This is a genomic window from Sphaerisporangium flaviroseum (genome assembly GCF_039537005.1).
GTDB lineage: Bacteria > Actinomycetota > Actinomycetes > Streptosporangiales > Streptosporangiaceae > Sphaerisporangium > Sphaerisporangium flaviroseum.
Window position 1 is genome coordinate 891,696 of record NZ_BAAAZR010000001.1, and the last position, 17,653, is coordinate 909,348.

The 17,653-nt window shown below is 68.8% G+C and carries 17 protein-coding genes, 1 tRNA gene and 1 pseudogene; 10 read left to right on the forward strand and 9 right to left on the reverse strand.

Annotated features, from left to right (window positions below):
- Positions 1–585: 585 nt before the first annotated feature.
- Both ABD810_RS04165 and ABD810_RS04170 read right to left on the reverse strand, forming a co-directional pair.
- Entirely contained in the window at positions 586–1,188 is a 603-nt protein-coding gene (locus ABD810_RS04165; RefSeq protein ID WP_344934386.1) for a hypothetical protein, read from the reverse strand.
- Between the two features lie 384 nt (positions 1,189–1,572).
- Positions 1,573–2,514: pseudogene (locus ABD810_RS04170) on the reverse strand (IS30 family transposase); the annotation flags it as partial.
- On the opposite strand from ABD810_RS04170, the gene ABD810_RS04175 reads away from it, so the two are divergent.
- Positions 2,459–2,908 (forward strand): tyrosine-type recombinase/integrase, encoded by a 450-nt coding sequence (locus tag ABD810_RS04175; protein ID WP_344935401.1) that lies wholly within the window; start codon positions 2,459–2,461, stop codon positions 2,906–2,908. The pseudogene ABD810_RS04170 and the gene ABD810_RS04175 overlap by 56 nt on opposite strands.
- 102 nt (positions 2,909–3,010) lie before the next feature.
- Here the strand turns inward: ABD810_RS04175 and ABD810_RS04180 are convergent.
- Both ABD810_RS04180 and ABD810_RS04185 read right to left on the reverse strand, forming a co-directional pair.
- Positions 3,011–3,084 (reverse strand) — tRNA-Pro (locus ABD810_RS04180).
- A gap of 200 nt (positions 3,085–3,284) precedes the next feature.
- Entirely contained in the window at positions 3,285–4,202 is a 918-nt protein-coding gene (locus ABD810_RS04185; RefSeq protein WP_344934388.1) for a metallophosphoesterase, read from the reverse strand.
- 271 nt (positions 4,203–4,473) lie between these two features.
- Here ABD810_RS04185 and ABD810_RS04190 point away from each other — a divergent pair, with 271 nt between their 5' ends.
- Complete coding sequence (locus ABD810_RS04190) at positions 4,474–4,929, forward strand: GatB/YqeY domain-containing protein (protein WP_344934391.1); 456 nt, start codon at positions 4,474–4,476, stop codon at positions 4,927–4,929.
- A gap of 237 nt (positions 4,930–5,166) precedes the next feature.
- Here ABD810_RS04190 and ABD810_RS04195 read toward each other — a convergent pair whose 3' ends face one another.
- On the reverse strand, positions 5,167–7,410 hold the full coding sequence (locus tag ABD810_RS04195) for a transglycosylase domain-containing protein (RefSeq protein WP_344934393.1): 2,244 nt from the start codon (positions 7,408–7,410) through the stop codon (positions 5,167–5,169).
- Positions 7,411–7,679: 269 nt separating this feature from the next.
- Here ABD810_RS04195 and ABD810_RS04200 point away from each other — a divergent pair, with 269 nt between their 5' ends.
- A complete protein-coding gene (locus ABD810_RS04200; protein WP_344934397.1) occupies positions 7,680–7,976 on the forward strand; it encodes a WhiB family transcriptional regulator in 297 nt (98 codons plus the stop codon).
- An 86-nt stretch (positions 7,977–8,062) separates the two neighbouring features.
- On the opposite strand, the gene bagB is transcribed toward ABD810_RS04200, so the two are convergent.
- Positions 8,063–9,163 carry an ATPase BagB gene (bagB, locus tag ABD810_RS04205; protein ID WP_344935403.1) on the reverse strand — a complete coding sequence of 367 codons (1,101 nt, stop codon included), beginning with the start codon at positions 9,161–9,163 and terminating at the stop codon, positions 8,063–8,065.
- A 104-nt stretch (positions 9,164–9,267) separates the two neighbouring features.
- A complete protein-coding gene (gene bagA / locus ABD810_RS04210) occupies positions 9,268–10,272 on the reverse strand; it encodes an ATPase BagA (protein ID WP_344934400.1) in 1,005 nt (334 codons plus the stop codon).
- Positions 10,273–10,632: 360 nt separating this feature from the next.
- On the opposite strand from bagA, the gene sp36 reads away from it, so the two are divergent.
- The 4 genes from sp36 to ABD810_RS04230 all read left to right on the forward strand — a co-directional run bounded on the left by sp36 (position 10,633) and on the right by ABD810_RS04230 (position 13,046).
- A complete protein-coding gene (gene sp36, locus ABD810_RS04215) occupies positions 10,633–10,788 on the forward strand; it encodes a Sp36 family protein (RefSeq protein ID WP_344934403.1) in 156 nt (51 codons plus the stop codon).
- The gene (locus tag ABD810_RS04220) at positions 10,785–11,246 is read left to right on the forward strand and encodes a RidA family protein (RefSeq protein WP_344934405.1); all 462 of its coding nucleotides are present in this window, start codon (positions 10,785–10,787) and stop codon (positions 11,244–11,246) included. The genes sp36 and ABD810_RS04220 overlap by 4 nt, the downstream gene beginning before the upstream one ends.
- Positions 11,247–11,394: 148 nt before the next feature.
- Entirely contained in the window at positions 11,395–12,252 is an 858-nt protein-coding gene (locus ABD810_RS04225; RefSeq protein ID WP_344934407.1) for an NUDIX hydrolase, read from the forward strand.
- A complete protein-coding gene (locus ABD810_RS04230; protein ID WP_344934409.1) occupies positions 12,249–13,046 on the forward strand; it encodes an MBL fold metallo-hydrolase in 798 nt (265 codons plus the stop codon). Before ABD810_RS04225 ends, ABD810_RS04230 begins: the two co-directional genes overlap by 4 nt.
- Before the next feature lie 16 nt (positions 13,047–13,062).
- Here the strand turns inward: ABD810_RS04230 and ABD810_RS04235 are convergent, their stop codons facing one another.
- Positions 13,063–13,743 carry a Crp/Fnr family transcriptional regulator gene (locus tag ABD810_RS04235; protein WP_344934412.1) on the reverse strand — a complete coding sequence of 227 codons (681 nt, stop codon included), beginning with the start codon at positions 13,741–13,743 and terminating at the stop codon, positions 13,063–13,065.
- 193 nt (positions 13,744–13,936) lie between these two features.
- On the opposite strand from ABD810_RS04235, the gene nth reads away from it, so the two are divergent.
- The gene (nth, locus tag ABD810_RS04240) at positions 13,937–14,593 is read left to right on the forward strand and encodes an endonuclease III (protein WP_344934416.1); all 657 of its coding nucleotides are present in this window, start codon (positions 13,937–13,939) and stop codon (positions 14,591–14,593) included.
- Between the two features lie 172 nt (positions 14,594–14,765).
- Positions 14,766–15,416 carry an NUDIX hydrolase gene (locus ABD810_RS04245; protein WP_344934419.1) on the forward strand — a complete coding sequence of 217 codons (651 nt, stop codon included), beginning with the start codon at positions 14,766–14,768 and terminating at the stop codon, positions 15,414–15,416.
- A 149-nt stretch (positions 15,417–15,565) separates the two neighbouring features.
- Here ABD810_RS04245 and ABD810_RS04250 read toward each other — a convergent pair whose 3' ends face one another.
- Positions 15,566–16,084 carry a HEAT repeat domain-containing protein gene (locus ABD810_RS04250; RefSeq protein WP_344934421.1) on the reverse strand — a complete coding sequence of 173 codons (519 nt, stop codon included), beginning with the start codon at positions 16,082–16,084 and terminating at the stop codon, positions 15,566–15,568.
- Positions 16,085–16,457: 373 nt separating this feature from the next.
- Here ABD810_RS04250 and ABD810_RS04255 point away from each other — a divergent pair, with 373 nt between their 5' ends.
- The gene (locus ABD810_RS04255) at positions 16,458–17,648 is read left to right on the forward strand and encodes a MarP family serine protease (protein ID WP_344934424.1); all 1,191 of its coding nucleotides are present in this window, start codon (positions 16,458–16,460) and stop codon (positions 17,646–17,648) included.
- Positions 17,649–17,653: the final 5 nt, after the last annotated feature.

The window sequence follows — 17,653 nt, forward strand, 5'->3', positions numbered from 1 at the left end:
ATCACGAAACGACCAAACGCGTTCTTGCGGCAGTTGCCGACATTCTGGAGAGCGAGCGCCGGCGATGCCAGGCCGCAGGACTGATCCAGTCGTGGCAGCTATCCCGGGCCGACCTCGATAGGGCCGCTGCTTCCTTGGGCCTCCCGCCGATCTCGGATGAGGAATGTAGCGCCACCCAGGCGACACACCACAACGCGCCTGACGCCACGCTCCCCGATCACGTCGCGCCGGACGGGCGAGGGACATAGGCAGTCCGGCGCGACGGAGTCCCCACGGGGAGGCGAATTCCAGGGGTCGTCGCAACACAGTGATCAATTACTGGCGGCGACAAGCATAGCGAGATGCTTGGCTGGGCACCCCAGCCAAGCGTTTTCGCTGTTTGGCAGACATCCAGGCCTTGGGATCGCGAGCGGTTAACCGTCAGGCCTGGTCTGTGAGGTGCCCATGGGGTTCCAGCGGCCTGCCATCGACCTTGCCAGGCTGGGCCTGGGAGAGCGATTCGTCGAGGTGGCCCGACTCCCGCAGCAGCGCGCCGGAGTCCGGACGGCTTCCGCGGGCCCCACCTGCTCGTCCGTAGCCGGAGTCTTACTCGTGAGGGAGCAGGTAACGCCACGAGAGCGCGATGTGCTCGCCGGTTGAGGTGCGATAGACGTGCCAGGATCCGTCTCTTGGTATCAGCCGGGCGATCGTGTGCGCCTTGTTGCCCTTGTAGTCCTTGCGCCCCGAGTGCGCCTGCGTCTCGGGTGGTAGGGGGACGCCCTCCGGCAAGGGCCTGGCGGTCGTCGCAGGGGCCGTGACCTGCTCGGCGGACAGCCGTACGCGGTCGGTGGAGTAGTTCCGGCCCTGTGCGGCGACGCGGTCGGCCAGGTGGACGAGGCGGTCGCGGGCGGTGACGAGCGCGGCGTCGTAGCGGGCTGCGCCGTGTTCCAGATACGGCAGGTGCACCTCGCGCATCCCGCCGCCGCTGTCGACGCCGAGGACCGTGGTGGGCGCGTCATAGATCCTCGGCGATCCCGGCTGGGGCGAGGCGGTGGCGGGTTGCCCGGCCAGGTCGTGATCCAGGGCCTCGACCAGGGCTTTGATCTCGGTGGGTGGAAGGTGCAGTTCGTGCGCGGCGTCGGCGATGACCCGGCCGTCGGCGTAGACCACCAGCATCGGAGGTCGGGCGGCGGCGAGGCCGGGCGCCACCAAACCACCCACACGCAGCCATTCGGCGACAAGGTGTCGCGCAGGTCCGGCTGAGGCCGGCTCAGGGACCGGCCGACCAGTCTGCTTCAGACTCGGTATGGTCTCGCCGGTCTTTTGAACTCCTGTGCCGCTACACGCCGTGAGCACCAACACCAGAGCGACGACCCAACTCCATCTCATACCCCTAAGACGATCACCTTCGGCGCGCGGTTCAGGCGTGGTGTCACGACGCCGTACTCCCGACATCCCAACTTGCGCGCTGGAGTGCTCAATTGGCCATGCCAGCCCGAGAATCGCGGCGATGGCCGCGTCCAGCTTGATCGTCGTCATTCGAGGCACGCTGGCCGACAATGCTGCTGCCCTTCACCGGCGTAATCAGCGAGCCTAGTTGCTGGCGGTGAGCAGCATGGCGAGACGCTCCGCTGGGGTGTCCCAGTCGAGCGTCTTTCGTGGTCTGGCGTTGAGTTCGGCGGCGACGGCGTCGAACTCCTCGCGGGGGTGGACGGACGGGTCGGTGCCCTTGGGGAAGTACTGGCGCAGCAGGCCGTTGGTGTTCTCGTTGGAGCCGCGCTGCCATGGGCTGGCCGGGTCACAGAAGTAGACGGGTATGTCGGTGGCGACGGTGAACTCGTGGTGGCGGCCCATCTCGCTGCCCTGGTCCCAGGTGAGGGAGCGCTTGAGGTGGGCGGGCAGTGTGGCCATGGTCTCCACCAGGGCGTCGCGCATGCGCTCGGCGCTGCGGTCGATGGGCAGGTGGAGGAGCATCACGTAGCGGGTGGTGCGCTCGACTAGGGTGCCGATGGCCGAGCCGCCGTTCTTGCCGATGATGCAGTCACCTTCCCAATGGCCGGGCACGGCCCGGTCATCGGCCTCGGCGAGCCGCTCGCTGATCATCACCATGGGCGCGCTGTAGCGGGGCTGGCGCTGCTGGGCCAGACGGCGCGGCTTGCGCATCGTGCGGCCGGTGCGCAGCGCCCGAGTCAGTTCGCGACGCAGCTCGCCGCGGCCCTGGACATAGAGCGCCTGGTAGATGGTCTCGTGGCACACATGCATCTCCGCCCGCTCGGGGAAGCTCCTGCGCAGGCTCTGGCAGATCTGCTCGGGGCTCCAGCGCTGGTGCAAGTGGTCTTGAATGTATGCCCGTAACTCCGGATGCTGGGCGATCTTGCTCGGCTTGGGACGCGGCCGGCGCGCGTCGGCTCGGGCCTGAGCGGCGTGCGGCCGGTACTGACCGTTGCCAGGGTGCCGGTTGCGGCGCACCTCCCGGCTTATGGTCGAGGGCGCGCGGTCGAGCTCGCGCGCGATCTCGCGGATCGAGACCTGCGCACCCTCGCCCTGGCCAGGCGGTGCCTGGACGCGCTACAGCGGCAGCGAGAGCAACAGGAACGGGAGAGGCAGGCCGCAGGGGCGAAGTGGCAGGAGAACGGCCTCGTGTTCGCCTCCAAGGTCGGCACCCCGCTCGATCCCGTCACACGTCCGGCGCGACTTCCGCAACGCCATCAGAGACGCGCAGGGCCTCGATCCGTCGCAGTGGACGCCACGAGAACTTCGCCACAGCTTCGTCTCATTGCTCTCGGACAACGGCATCCCCTTAGAGGAGATCTCCCGGCTTGTAGGGCATAGCAGTACGGCGGTTACGGAGGCGGTGTACCGCAAGCAGATCCGGCCGGTGCTTCAGGCGGGCGCCGTCGCTATGGATCAGATCTTCGGGGAGCAGTAGCGCGCCGGTGAGCTGGGTGCGGTAGTCACTCAGTTAGTCACCCAGCAACGCAGAAGGCCGGGTCCGATGATCGGAACCGGCCTCTGAGCTGGTACTTCTGGGTCGGGGTGGCGGGATTTGAACCCACGGCCTCTTCGTCCCGAACGAAGCGCGCTGCCAAGCTGCGCTACACCCCGGTGCACAGGCACTTGCTTGTGCTCGCATGAGTCTAGCGGACTTTGGTGGTGCTCGCGTCATGCCTTTAGGGCGGCAGGGGGCGCGGGGCCGGCGCGGTAGGGGTTGCGGAGCCTGCCGTTCAGCCGGATCCCATACACCAGAGACGTACTCACAGGCGTACGTCAGGGCACCCCTCAGAGGCTTCCGTCAGAGGGGTCCGTCAGGGGCCGTCCGCAGGGCGGGGAGGGCGGCGGGGGACGAGGGTGAGAAGGGTGGCCTCGGGCGGGCAGGAGAAGCGGGCTGGGGCGTAGGGGGAGGTGCCGAGGCCGGCGGAGACGTGGAGCCAGGCGGACTCGTGGCGGTGCAGGCCCTTCACACGGGCACGGTCGATCCCACAGTTGGTCACCAGGGCGCCGTAGAACGGTATGCAGAGCTGGCCGCCGTGAGTGTGGCCTGCCAGGAGCAGTTGGTAGCCGTCGGCGGCGAAACGCGACATGTTGCTGGGCTCAGGGGAGTGCATGACCCCCAGCCGCAGGTCGGCCTCGGTGGGGGCGGGGCCGGCGATCTCGTCGTACCTGTCGCGGTTGATGTGGGAGTCGTGGATGCCGCCCACGAAGACGTCGAGATCTCCGACCTTGATCCTCGCCGTGGTGTTGTTCATGTCGAGCCAGCCGGCGGCGGTCATGCTGTCGCCGAGCTCGTTCCACGGAAGGTTCGGGATGTGCTGGCGCCGGTCGCTCTTCGACGAACGCCAGAGGTAGCGGGCGGGGTTCTTGGGCCTGGGCGCGTACAGGTCGTTCGATCCGTAGACGAACAGCCCCGGACGGGACAGCAAGGGCTCGACCGCGTGCATGTAGGCGGGCACCGCGTCCGGATGGGCCAGCGTGTCGCCGGTGTTGACCACCAGGTCGGGCTCGAGGGCCTCAAGTGAGCGAACCCAGTTGATCAGGCGGGTGCGCCCTGGAGTGAGGTGCAGGTCGGAGATCTGCAGGATGCGCACCGGCCGCTGCCCGGGCTCCAGCACCGGCACGTCGAAGCGGCGCAGCCGGAACCAGTTGCGCTCGACGACCGAGGCGTAGCCGATCCCGGCAACGCCGAGACCCAGCAGGGACAGGGGTATCGCAGCAGCTTTCCTCACCCATTCATGATGCCTGAGGGAGCGGCATGCTGCCTCCTAACAAGGAGGGCATCTGCGATGCGTCACCCCACGGCCCCCGGCCTGCCGGTGCCGTCATGAGGCTGCCAAGGGGGGGCATCTGCGATGTGTCACCCGCGGCCGCCGGGTCCGTCAGGTACCAGCCATAAGGCTGCTTAACCGGGTAAAGGCCGGCAAAGGTTGGGTGGGGTCCGATGCCGGTCGGGGAGAAATGCAGGCGATCGGGCTGTGGCGGCACGGCAAGATGGTGACCATGAGTGCTTTGAAGGACAAGCTGAAGGCCGACCTCACGACGTCGATGAAGGCGCGTGACGAGATTCGGACCCGAACGCTGCGTATGGCCCTGGCGGCCGTCAGCACCGAGGAGGTGGCGGGCAAGTCGGCTCGCGAGCTCACCGATGACGAGATCGTCAAGGTGCTGACGAAGGAAGCGAAGAAGCGCCGCGAGGCATCCGAGGCGTTCGCCGGCGCCGGGCGCGCCGAGCAGGCGCAGGCGGAGCAGGACGAACACGCCGTGCTGGAGGAGTACCTCCCGGCGCAGCTGAGCGACGAGGAGCTGGAGCGGCTCGTCGATGAGGCCATCGCGGAGAGCGGCGCCGAGGGCCCGAGGGCGATGGGCCAGGTCATGAAGGTCCTCAACCCCAAGGTCGCCGGCCGCGCCGAGGGTGGCCGGGTCGCCCAGATCGTCCGCGCCCGCCTCGCTGGCTGACCGAGCTTTCGTCGTCCTTGTTTGGTCTCGGGTCGGACAAGACGCCGTCCCCGGTCCACGCAGGCGTATGCGTCCATGAAGGAGGTCGTCACCCTCCTGCCCCGTCTGTTGGGTAAGGCGTAGCCGTTCATGAATTAGATCGCCGCGGTTCAGGAGCTTGTCCGAGGCGTCCCGTCCAGTCGGTTGGTAACGCGGAAGTGCCCTCCACAGTGGACTGTGGAGGGCACTTCCGGGTGGTCAGTCGCGGGTGTTGGGGATCACGGGGACCTGGTCGGTGCCGGTGTCGGGCCTGCCGGGCTTGTTGGGCCGGTCGGGGCCGTTGCCGTTGCCGTCCGGCAGGGTGAACGGGTTGCCGTCGTTTTCGATCGGGTTCTTCGGGGGACGCTTGGGCGCGCAGCCGCCGCTGCAGCCACCGAAGCGGCCCATGTTCGGCGCGGTGAAAGATGAGGGCTCGATGTTCTGCAAGGCGCTGAGCATCGTGGCCTTCCAGATCTCGCCGGAGATCGTGGCTCCGAAGATCTCCCTGTAGCGAGTGCCGCCGATGACCACGTTGCGCAGGGGGTGGGTGTAGGAGCCGCGCGGGTCGCCGAGGCTGACGGCCGCGGCGAGATCCGGGGTGTAGCCGGCGAACCAGGCGGTCATGGAGCCGTCGGTGGTGCCGGTCTTGCCCGCGGCGTCCCGGTAGATGCCGCCGACCTCCCTCATCGTGCCCTTGGTGAACACCCCGGAGAGGATGGCGCTCACCGCGTCGGCGACCTCCTCGTCGAGGCTCTGCTTGCAGTTGGGCTTGAAGTTGGTCGTCTTGCCGTAGCGGTCGGTGATCGCGGTGATGGCCATCGGCTTGCAGTACTTGCCGCGGGCGGCGAACGTGGCGTAGGCGCTGGCCACGGTCACGGGGTCCATCTCGTTGACGCCGAGGGTGAAGGTCTCGACCTCCTGCAGCTTCCCGCCGTCGGCGCGCTTGATGCCGAGGTCCTTGGCGGTCTTGACGACGTCGCAGAGCCCGACCTTCTTCTCAAGGGCCAGGAAGAAGGTGTTGACCGATCCCCAGGTGCCGGTCTGGAGGGTCTTGAAGCCCTCGCTGCTCTCGGAGGAGTTGTGGGCGACGTGCGTCGGGTCGCCGACGTTCTCGCCCTTGCAGTTCTTGAAGTCGCCGTAGCCGCCCGCCTGGAAGGTGGCGGGGGAGTTGAGCCCGTCGTTGAACTTCATGCCCTCCTTCAGCGCCGTGGCGAGCGTGAAGGCCTTGAAGGTCGAACCCGCCTGGAAGCCCGTGCCGCCACCGTGGGCGACGTCGGCGACCAGGTTGTAGTTGGACTCGTTCTTCTTCTTGCTGTTGCCGAACTTGCGGCTGGCGGCCATGGCCTTGATGGCGCCGGTGCCCGGCTCGACCAGCGCCTCCGAGGCGACGGGCTTGTCGGACTTGCGGACCCACTTCTTGATGGCCTTGTCGGCGGCCTTCTGCATCTTGGTGTCGAGCGTGGTCTTGATGACCAGGCCGCCGCGGTTGAGGAACTCCTTGCGGACCTTCTCGGTCTTGCCGAACTGCTTGTCGTTCAGGATCTCGTGCTGGACGTACAGGCAGAAGTACGGGTAGTCGCTCTGCTCGCAGCCGCCGGGGATCGCCTTGTCCTTGTAGACCAGCTTCTTGGCCTTCGCCGCCGCCGCCTGGTCAGGCGTGATCTTGTGCAGCTCGGCCATGCGGTCGAGGACGATGTTGCGCCGGGCCAGGAGCAGGGCCTTGTGCTGCTTGCCGAGGTTCGGGTCGGTGGCGTTGGGGTTCTGTACGGCACCCGCGAGCGTGGCCGCCTCTTCGAGGTTCAGCTTGGAGGCGGGCTTGTTGAAGAACCGCTTGGACGCCGACTGGATCCCGTACGCGCTGGCGCCGAAGTAGGCGATGTTCAGATAGCGCTCGAGGATGTCGTCCTTGGTGTACTTCTCCTCGATGGCCATGGCGTACCGGAGCTCGTTGAGCTTGCGAGGGACCGTCGGCGCGATGGCCGCCATCTTCTCCTCTTCGGTCTCGGCCTTGTTGAGGAGCACCTGCTTGACGTACTGCTGGGTGATCGACGATCCACCCTGCGCGACGGCGCCCGACTGGAAGTTCTTCATCAACGCGCGCAGGGAGCCTTCGAGGTCGAGGGCGCCGTGCTCGTAGTAGCGGAAGTCCTCGATGGAGATGATCGCGTCCCGCATGATCGGGGCCACCTTCTCCAGCGGCACAGACTCACGGTTCTGGTAGTAGAACTGTGCGACCAGCTTGCCGCTGGAGTCACGGATCTCCGTCTTCTCCGGCAGCGGGGGTTCTTTGAGGTCTTCGGGCTTCAGGTTGAGGACGTCGGTGGCACTCTTGACACCCACGCCGGCGCCGCCCACGGCGGGCAGGGCGATGGCAGCAGCCAGCACGCCTGCGGCGACAGCGGCTCCGACCAGGCGGAGGAGGTTGCCGATGACCGACCAGGGAGCTTTGCCTTGAGCTTGCACGAGTCCAAGACTATGCCGAATCCCTGACTCAATAGGTCCCCAAAGTCCATTTCGCATTGACTCGCCGGCTACCCGAGGAGGGGAGGACTAGTCATTCCCGGCCACATGGCCTGACATGACCATGTGGGAAATTGACCCGCCCGGGGTCTGTCGGTCCGAACGTCTGGTTGCGTACGTTCTCCTCTGCGGCAACTGAATAAGGAGGCTCGACGCCCGCGCCCGTCGGCCGCCAAGTGACGACTGACCACCTATAGGGGAGTGGGGTCGAAATGTGGATCACGGATTGGACCTCCCGTGCCGCCTGTCGGGGCGCGGATCCTGACGCGTTGTTCGTCCAGGGTGCCGCCCAGAACAGGGCGAAGCTCATCTGCCGAGGATGCCCGGTCCGTACCGAATGCCTCGCGGATGCACTGGACAACCGCATCGAGTTCGGGGTCTGGGGCGGTATGACCGAGCGTGAGCGGCGTGCGCTGCTCAGGCGTCGGCCGGATGTGACCTCCTGGCGTGACCTGCTGGAGATCGCGAAAGAAGAGTACGAGCGGACCAACGAGCTGATTGCCGGCTGAGTTCAGGGGCGGGGGCGGAAGGCCGCCTCGCGCCCACGCCACGACGCGAGGGGCTGGACTTCAGCCCCTCTCCTGCGTCCCAATGGTCATGAAGCGAGGAGTTCGCCGATCTTGCGCAGGCCCGCGAGATCGTGCACATCCTCCGGCATCGCCAGCACTTGAGAGATCGGCACCGTGGGGTGAGCCGATGCGAAGTGCTCCTGTTCACGATGCTCGCGCGCGGCGAGCTGCATACGGTCGGCGTGTAGTCGCAACACGGCGGCCGTAAGTTCGTGTTCACCACGCGATTCCAGGTCCTCGGCGGCCGCCGCACTACAGGCGGCCGAGAGGGCCGGCGCCGGTGAGCGATGCACCCGGTTGACCACCAGGCCGGCCAGGGGCATGCTCTCGTCGGCCAGTCGCTCGACGAAGTACGAGGCCTCCCGCATCGCGTCCCGTTCCGGCGCGGCGACGACGAGAAACGCGGTGCCGGGAGCCTGGAGCAGCCGGTAGGTCTGTTCCGCCCGCTGCCTGAACCCGCCGAACACGGCGTCGAGGGCCGCGACGAAGGTCTGGATGTCCCTCAGGAACTGCGCGCCCAAGATCTTGGTCATCGCGCCCGCCACCAGGCCGAAACCGGCGTTGAGCAGCTTGAACGCGCTCCTGCCTCCGGCCTTGGCGGGTGCCATCAGGATCCGGATGAGCCGCCCGTCGAGGAAGCGGCCCAGCCGCTCTGGCGCGTCGAGGAAGTCGAGCGCCGACCGGGACGGCGGAGTGTCGACGATGATGAGATCCCATTCGTCCGAGCGGCGGAGCTGGCCGAGCTTCTCCATGGCCATGTACTCCTGCGTCCCGGAGAAGCTGGACGACAGTGACTCGTAGAACGGGTTGGTCAGGATCTGCTGGGCGCGTTCCGGGTCGGCGTGCGCCTCGATGATCTCGTCGAACGTCCGCTTCATGTCGAGCATCATCGCGTGCAGCTCGCCGGGTCCCTCGACCCCGGCGACCAGGCGCGGGGTGTTGTCGAGCTCGCTCAGCCCCATCGACTGGGCGAGGCGCCGCGCGGGGTCGACGGTCAGCACGACCACGCGCCGACCCCGTTCGGCCGCCCGCAGCCCGAGGGCCGCCGCTGTGGTGGTCTTGCCCACGCCACCCGAGCCACAGCACACCACGATGCGCGTGTGCGCGTCGTCGAGCACGGCGTCCATGTCGAGGACCGGGGAGACCCGGCGTGCGCCCTCGGCGGGGAAACCGCCGGCCCGGCCGGTGTCCCTGGTGGACGAGGGGCGGGGGGCGTCCCCCGTGCGAGGTTTCACGCTGCTCCCTGGGCGCAGATCGTTTCCGCCAGCTCGTACAGACCGGCCAGGTCGGCGCCGTCGGCGAGCAACGGCAGCTCGTAGCGGGGAGCCTTCGCCTCCTCGAGCGCCTGCTTCTCCCGCTGCTCCAGCCGGGTGCGCTGTGCGTGCTCGGTGATCTCCTCGGTGAGCGCCTCGGCGATCGACGACGCGTCGGCCGCCCCGTCGGCGAGACCGGCGGCCTTCAGGCCCAGGGCCAGCTCGGCGGGGTCGAAGGTGTCCTTCATGGCGGCGTCGAGAGTGGCCGCCGGCAGCAGCGAGGGGCGGACCATGTTGACGAAGATGCCGCCCACGGGAAGCTTGGCGGCGCGCAGGTTCTCGACGCCGTCCAGCGTCTCCTGCACCGGCATCTCCTCCAGGAGGGTGACGAAGTGCACGGCCGTCTCCGGTGAGGCGACCACGCCGCGGACCAGGTCGGCGTGGTGCTTGATCGGGCCGATACGGGCCAGACCGGCCACTTCCGACGTGACGTTGAGGAACCTGGTGATCCGGCCCGTGGGGGGCGCGTCCATGACGACGGCGTCGTACACCCGCCTGCCGGACTTGTCGCGCCGTCGTACGGCTTCGCTGGTCTTGCCGGTGACGAGCACGTCGCGCAGGCCGGGAGCGATGGTCGTCGCGAAGTCCACGAGTCCGATCTTGTTGAGGGCCTTGCCGGCTCGCTTCATCCCGTAGAACATCTCGACGTACTCGAGCATGGCCTCTTCGGGGTCGACGGCGAGCGCGTACACGTCGCCGCCGCCCGGCGCCACGGCGATCTTCCGTTCCTCGTACGGCAGGGGCGGGATGTCGAAGACCTGGGCGATGCCCTGGCGGCCTTCCACCTCCACGAGCAGCACCTTCCGGCCGCCCGCGGCCAGGGCGAGGGCCAGCGCGGCGGCCACCGTCGTCTTACCGGTGCCACCCTTGCCGGTCACGACATGGAGTCGTACGCCGTCCCAATCGGTGTCACGAGCGCTCACGTCCCGAAGGCTACCCAACGGTTACATCGTGATTCGCCCTACCTGCCCATCGGGGCCCGCTTGCGACACACCTCACACTCCTGGCGATCGGCGGCGGGCCGCCGGTAGATCGACCCCCCCGGCAATGAAGATCTTGCCTGCCCGGCCTCTCGGTCGCGTTCGGGCTGTCGTACGAGGAGCGCGGCCCGGCGCCTGGGCGCCGGCCGCCCTGTCCGCCGTCCGTGATCACGGTGATCGCCCTCATCGTCGATCCCCGGCAAAAGGTCGATATGGGGATCAGGGCGATCGCGACCCATGAGGCGGACGGGAACAGGGGTAGCACCTCCACCTCACGACGTGTCTCCCGTCTAAAGTGCCACCATGAAGCGCTACGAATATTCGACGGTTCCTCTGTTGACCCATGCCACCAAGCAGATCCTCGACAACTGGGGCCAAGACGGCTGGGAGCTTGTCACGGTCATCCCCGGCCCGAACCCCGAGCAGCTCGTCGCCTACATGAAGCGGGAGAAGGCATGAGCACGCCCGAGGAGCGGCTGGCGGAGCTGGGGCTGACCCTTCCCGAGGTCGTCAAGCCCCTGGCGGCGTACGTGCCCGCCGTACGCACCGGGAACCTCATCTACTCCTCCGGCCAGGTCCCGATGGTCGACGGCAAGCTGGGCGTCACCGGCAAGGTGGGCGCCGAGGTCGACGCCGACCAGGCCAAGGAACTGGCCCGCGTCTGCGCGCTCAACGCGCTGGCCGCGGTGGCGTCCGCGGCCGGCGGCCTCTCGGAGATCGTCCGCATCGTCAAGGTCGTGGGTTTCGTGGCGAGCGCGCCCGACTTCACCGGCCAGCCGCAGGTCATCAACGGCGCGAGCGAGCTGTTCGGCGAGGTCTTCGGGGACGCGGGCCGCCATGCCCGCAGCGCCGTCGGCGTCGCCGTCCTTCCCCTGGACGCGCCCGTCGAGGTCGAGGTCATCGCCGAAGTGCGCTGACCCGCCCGTGGACGCCCCCACCGAGGTCATCGCCCGCGTGCGCTGATCCACGGGCCGCGTCCGTACAGGCCCGGCTCATCGCCGAAGCGCGGCCATCCGTGACACCATGGTCCAGCCGAGCTTCGTTCGGTTGGATCATGGAGGTGGCATGAACGGTATCCCGCTGCCTGGCGAGTTCGGCGAGCGCGCCCGTGCGATCATCGCCGGCGAGATCACCCCCGTGCCCGCCAGAGATGCCGCGACCGTGGCGCTGCTGCGCCGGACCCGGCCGCAGGGGACCCATGGCGACGCCCCCGCCCTCGAGGTATACATGCTGCGGCGCAAGGCCAGCATGGCGTTCGCGGCGGGCGCGTACGTCTTCCCCGGCGGCTCGGTCGATCCGCGCGACGCCGACCTGGCGCTCGCCTGGGCCGGACCGGCGCCCGAGACCTGGGGCCGCGTCTTCGGCGCCGACGCGAGAACGGCCCGTGGCCTCGTCTGCGCGGCCGTACGCGAGACGTTCGAGGAGTCCGGGGTCCTGCTGGCGGGGCCGAGCGGGGACACGGTCGTCGCGGACACCACGGGCGACGACTGGGAGGACGACCGCGAGGCGCTGATCGACCGGCGCCTGTCGCTGGCGGAGTTCCTGACCAAGCGCGGGCTGGTCCTCCGGGCCGACCTGCTCAGGCCCTGGTCGCACTGGATCACCCCCGAGGTCGAGCACAAGCGGTTCGACACCCGGTTCTTCGTGGCCGCCATGCCGCCGGGCCAGCGCACACGCGACGTGGGCGGCGAGGCCGACGAGGTCGCGTGGCTCCGCCCCGCGCAGGCTCTCGACCGCGCGAAGGACGGGCAGATCGTCCTGATGCCCCCGACGTTCCGCACCTTGACCGAGCTGACGGCGTTCGACGACGTCGAGGACGTGCTGGCGTGCGACCGGGAGATCGTGACCTTCCAGCCGCACGCCGCCGAGGTCGACGGTGAGATGTGGCTGGTCATCCCGGACGAGGATTATCGGATGCCATGAGCGGTCTGCGCATTCCCCTGGAGGGGCCAGACGGGTCCGGCACGGATCGGGCGACCGGCCTGCTGGCGCCGAACGCCTCGCCCATGACCCTGGACGGCACGAACACCTGGGTCATCGGCGAGCCTGGCTCCCAAGCCGTACTGGTCGTGGACCCCGGCCCCGACGACCAGGAGCACCTTCGGCGGGTGGCCGGCCACCTCGCCGGGCGGCGGGTCGAGGCGATCCTCCTCACGCACGGGCACCCCGATCACAGCGGCGGGGCCAGGGAGTTCGCCGAGATGACCGGTGCGCGGGTACGGGCCCTCGATCCCCGGCACGTGCTCGGGGACGAAGGGCTGAAGGATGGTGACGTCGTCACGGTGGGCGACCTGGAGCTCAGGGTCGTCGGCACGCCGGGCCACTCGTTCGACTCCCTGTGCTTCTGGCTGCCGAGCGACAGGGCAATGCTGACCGGGGACACGATCCTCGGCCGTGGCACGACGGTGATCGCGCCCGACGGAGACCTCGCGGACTACCTGCGCAGCCTCGACCGGCTTCGGGCGAGCGCCGAGATCGTGGAGGCCAGGGCACTGCTGCCAGGACACGGGCCGGTGCTACCCGAGCCGATCGCGGCGCTGGACGGGTACATCGCCCACCGGCGCGAGCGACTCGACCAGATCAGGAAGGCCCAGCGAGAGGGAGCCGGCACGCCGCGGGAGATCGTGGAGGTCGTCTACGTGGGCCTGGCGGAGGAACTGCTGCCCGCCGCGGAGATGTCCGTACGGGCGCAGCTCGCCTATCTCGAACGCGCGTAGGCCACCGGGCCGGTGCCTACCGGGACCGGTTGTAGAGGCGGTCCGCGTCCATGATGACCACGGCCTTGGCCTCGATGCGCAGCCATCCGCGCTGGGCGAAGTCGGCGAGGGCCTTGTTGACGGTCTCCCGGGAGGCGCCGACGTACTGGGCCAGCTCCTCCTGCGTGAGGTCGTGATGGACCCGCAGCCCCTCTTCGGTCCGCTGCCCGAAGCGCTCGGCGAGGTCGAGCAGGGCCTTGCCCACCCGCCCGGGCACGTCGGTGAAGACCAGGTCGGCCATCACGTCGTTGGTACGGCGCAGCCGCTGGGCCAGGGCCCGCAGGAGATGCAGGGCCACCTCGGGACGTCCGGTCAGCCAGGGCCGCAGGTCGTCGTGGCCCAATCCGGCCAGGAGCACGTCGGTGAGCGCGATCGCGCTCGCCGTGCGCGGCCGGGGGTCGAACAGGGACAGCTCGCCGAACATCTCGCTCGGGCCGAGCACGCTGAGCAGGTTCTCGCGGCCGTCGGGCGCGGTGCGGATCAGCTTGATCTTTCCGTCCAGCACTACGTAAAGCCTGTCGCCCGTTTCGCCCTCGCTGAAGAGTGTCTGCCCCTTGTGGAGCTCCACTTCGGAGATGCTTGTACGGAGCGCCGCCGCGCTCTCACGGTCGAGCGCGGAGAACAAAGGGGCCTTACCCAGCACATCGTCGGTATTCACGGTGCCTCCTTGCTCCTGTGGGCGTGGTGGCATGACTGCGCCGCCACGCCGGGAATCGCGCTCGCTGCTAGACATTGTGACCTACCGCACCAAGCGGGTCTCAGGGAGCCCTTCCGCGTAGGCTGTCGGGGTGCCCCGCAAAGTAACCTCCGCTGGGGAGTCCCGGCTCGCTCTGGTGCGCCGAGCTCGGCGAATGACCCGAATCCTGGCGGAAACGTATCCTGACGCTCATTGTGAGCTCGACTTCGGCAACCCACTGGAGCTGCTGGTCGCAACGATCCTCTCCGCGCAGTGTACGGACAAAAGGGTCAACCTTGTTACTCCGGTACTTTTTGCCAAATACCGGACACCTGCTGACTATGCAGGCGCCGACCGGGCCGAGATCGAGGAGATCATCCGCTCGACCGGGTTCTTCCGGGCCAAGGCCACCAGCATCATGGGCATGGCCCAGGCCTTGTGCGACCGCTACGGCGGCGAGGTGCCCGGCAAGCTCAAGGATCTGGTCACCCTGCCCGGAGTCGGCAGGAAGACCGCCAACGTCGTCCTCGGCAACGCGTTCGACGTGCCCGGCATCACGGTGGACACCCACTTCCAGCGGCTCACCCGTCGCTTCGGGTGGACGACCGAGACCGACCCGGTCAAGATCGAGCACGCCGTGGGCGACCTGATCCCCAAGAGCGAGTGGACACAGATGTCCCACTACATGATCTGGCACGGGCGGCGCATCTGCCACGCCCGCCGGCCCGCGTGTGGTGTGTGCCCGCTGGCGAGCCTGTGCCCCTCGTACGGCGAAGGCCCGACAGATCCCAAGGTGGCCGCCAAACTCGTCAGGCCCGGCCCGTTCTCGTGACGGTCAGGACGCGACGGCCCGCCTGCCGGACCCCGCGCGCCGGATCGCGGCGCGCGAGATCCTGACAGGCCGGATCTCCTGACAGGCCGGATCTCCTGAGAGGCCGGACTCCGCGGCGGTCGTGGGGAAGCAGCCGGATACCGCTGATGTTGCTCCCCGCAGGAGGTATCGCATGACTGCTCCCGTGCCCGGCTGGCTGAACGATCTCGCGGCGAACGCCCCCGACCATCCCGTGCCCCCCTCGCTTCGGCCTCCGGCCGGCCGCGGTCGCCCGGCCGCCGTTCTGCTGTTGTTCGGCGAGTCGCCCGAGGGACCGGACATCCTGCTCATCCAGCGCAGTGCGCGGGGCCGCAACCACGCCGGGCAGCCCGCGTTCCCCGGCGGAGGGGTGGATCCGGACGACGGAGGGCCAGTGGGAGCCGCTCTGCGCGAGGCCGAGGAGGAGACCGGCCTGGACCCCCGCGGAGTCCACGTGGCCGGCACGCTGCCCGAGATGTACATCTGGCGCAGCGACAACCGGGTGACGCCGGTGCTCGGGTGGTGGCACACGCCGTGCGCGGTACACGCCGCCTCCCCTGACGAGGTGGAGGCGGTGGCACGCGTCCCGATCGCCGAACTGGTCGACCCCCGCAACCGGCTGCGGCTGCGCTTCCCCGGCGGCCATGCGGCCGGGCCGGCCTTCCGGGTACGGGGCATGCTCGTCTGGGGCTTCACCGCGGGCGTGCTCGCCGACGTACTGGCGGTTACGGGCTTCCAGCGCCCCTGGGACGACGAGCGGATCGAGGACGTACCACCTGATGTCCTGCGGCTGGCGAGGCGCTGACGATCGATTTGAGCCGTTCCGCGAGCTCCCGCGGCCGTGACGGCCTGCCGGCCCGCCGCCCGTGCTCCCATGGCCGTGACGGCCTGCCGGCCCGCCGCCCGAGCTCCCATGGCCGAGACCGCCTGCCAGGCCGCCGGTGCGACGGCCCTCTAGGGAAGGATCAGGCCGAGTGCCGCCCAGTCGGCCACGTCGTCGTCGGGATCCTTGGCCAGCCTCCTGAGCGCCGCGAGCCCGGCCGGATCGGCCGGACGGCCGAGGACGTGGGAAAGGGCGTAGGCCGCGCCGTACCGCACCGTCGGATCGGGGTGCGTGGCAAGCTCGATCACCGAGGGCAGGGCCCTTGGGTCACGCAGGTGCCCGAACGCGATCAGCACCGCGTGAAGCACCCGCACGTCGTCGTCGCCGGCCGCCAGGTAGCGGAGCACGGAGAGGGTCTTGTCGACGAAGGGGGGCCGCGGCGCACCGAGCTCCCCGAGGATGTCGACCCCGAGCACCCGCTCGACCCGCGAATCGCTCGCGCACAGCCTCCTGGCCTCGGTGAAGGTCTCCAGATCGCCCCGCGCGTGAAGGACGCCCACCGCCTTCCACCTCACCAGGCCGTCCGGGTCCTCGTCGGCCAGCGCGATGGCCAGAAGCTCGCCGACGGTGCACCCGCTCAGATCGCTCATATGCGTCCTGCGCGGGGCTTCCGGGTCGCGCGCTTCTCCGGGACGAGAACCGCGCGCTTCTCCGGGACGCGAGTCGCGCGCTTCGCCCGGATGGGCGTCGGGCGCCTTGCCCGGACGCCGGTCTTGTGCCCGGTCTAACGCCGCTTCCCTTGTGTTCTGCGTCGGTTCGAGCACGTTTTCCCGACTCTGTGGGCTTCCCTCACCGGCTCCGCGGCCCGTGCCGGCGCCCTCTTGGAGGCGGCCGTCGGCACGTGTGCCCATGCCAGAGCGCCTATCGGTACCCGCCTCGCTCGACCCCCCGATCGATACCATCCCGCAACGATATCGAGCCAACGGGTGCGCGGTGTGTGGCCGCGCTGGATACCGTTGAAGCGTGAGCGGCGATCTCCTCGATTTGATCCTGATTGTTCTCGTGATTGCCTTTGCCGTTTCCGGTTACCGGCAGGGGTTCATCATCGGGGCCTTCAGCTTTCTCGGATTCGTCGGGGGAGGTTTTCTCGGGGTCCTCATCGCGCCACCGATCGCCCATGCCGTGGTCACCGGCTCCACGGAGCAGGCGCTCCTCGCCATCGTGATCGTGTTCCTCGCGGCGGTCATCGGCCAGTTCGCGTCCTCCACGATCGGCGCCGTCGTGCGCAGCCACGTCACCTGGGAGCCGGCGCGTACGGTCGACGCGGTCGGAGGCACGTTCACCAGCGCCCTTTCCGTCCTGGTCATCGCCTGGCTGATCGGTTCGCTGCTCTCCGTCGCCCCCTTTCCGTGGCTGCGCCAGCAGACCAACGGGTCGCTGCTCCTGCAGACGGTCGACGCGGCGATGCCCGAGCAGGCCAAGAACTGGCGGCTCGACTTCAAGAAGTTCGTGGACGACTCGGAGTTCCCGCAGGTGTTCAGCGCCATCGGCGGCGGCGGCATCGTCGACGTCCCGCCGCCGGACGCGAGCATCGTCAAGGGCCCCCAACTCCAGAAGGCCCGGCGGGCCATCGTGAAGGTCCAGGGCACCGCGCCGGCGTGCCGCAAGCGCATCGAGGGCACGGGCTTCGTCTTCGCCCCGCATCGCATCATGACCAACGCCCACGTGGTCGCCGGGGTCACCCAGGAGCTCAGGGTCATCGACGAGGACCGCGTCGGGCACGACGCCCAAGTCGTGCTCTACAACCCCGACAGGGACATCGCCGTCCTGTACGTCCCTGACCTCGACGTGACGCCGCTGAAGTTCGACTACACCGCCGAAGGGCAGGACGACGCGATCATCGCGGGGTTCCCCCGCGGCAAGGGCTTCACCACCAGGCCCGCCAGGATCCGTATCAAGCAGAACGCCAAGGCGTCCGACATCTACTTCCGCAAGACCGTCACCCGGCAGATCTACGCGATCCGCGGTCTGGTGCAGGCCGGCAACTCGGGCGGGCCTCTGCTCACCACCAACGGCCAGGTGTACGGCGTGATCTTCGCCGCGGCGACGGACCAGCCGGACACCGGTTACGCGCTCACCGCCTCGGAGGTACGGCCCGACGCCGACGACGGCAGCGGCGCCATCGCCCGCGTCGACACCCAGGACTGCGACTAGGCGAA

What these genes read in the sequence shown, in the direction of transcription:
- bagB (WP_344935403.1), bottom strand. Translation starts at nt 9,163, where the DNA reads ATGGACGCCGTGCTCGACGACGCGCACACGCGCATCGTGGTGTGCTGT.
- ABD810_RS04225 (WP_344934407.1), top strand. Translation starts at nt 11,395, where the DNA reads ATGAACGGTATCCCGCTGCCTGGCGAGTTCGGCGAGCGCGCCCGTGCG.
- ABD810_RS04190 (WP_344934391.1), top strand. Translation starts at nt 4,474, where the DNA reads ATGAGTGCTTTGAAGGACAAGCTGAAGGCCGACCTCACGACGTCGATG.
- ABD810_RS04230 (WP_344934409.1), top strand. Translation starts at nt 12,249, where the DNA reads ATGAGCGGTCTGCGCATTCCCCTGGAGGGGCCAGACGGGTCCGGCACG.
- nth (WP_344934416.1), top strand. Translation starts at nt 13,937, where the DNA reads ATGACCCGAATCCTGGCGGAAACGTATCCTGACGCTCATTGTGAGCTC.
- ABD810_RS04250 (WP_344934421.1), bottom strand. Translation starts at nt 16,084, where the DNA reads ATGAGCGATCTGAGCGGGTGCACCGTCGGCGAGCTTCTGGCCATCGCG.
- ABD810_RS04220 (WP_344934405.1), top strand. Translation starts at nt 10,785, where the DNA reads ATGAGCACGCCCGAGGAGCGGCTGGCGGAGCTGGGGCTGACCCTTCCC.
- sp36 (WP_344934403.1), top strand. Translation starts at nt 10,633, where the DNA reads ATGAAGCGCTACGAATATTCGACGGTTCCTCTGTTGACCCATGCCACC.
- ABD810_RS04175 (WP_344935401.1), top strand. Translation starts at nt 2,459, where the DNA reads ATGGTCGAGGGCGCGCGGTCGAGCTCGCGCGCGATCTCGCGGATCGAG.
- ABD810_RS04245 (WP_344934419.1), top strand. Translation starts at nt 14,766, where the DNA reads ATGACTGCTCCCGTGCCCGGCTGGCTGAACGATCTCGCGGCGAACGCC.
- ABD810_RS04200 (WP_344934397.1), top strand. Translation starts at nt 7,680, where the DNA reads ATGTGGATCACGGATTGGACCTCCCGTGCCGCCTGTCGGGGCGCGGAT.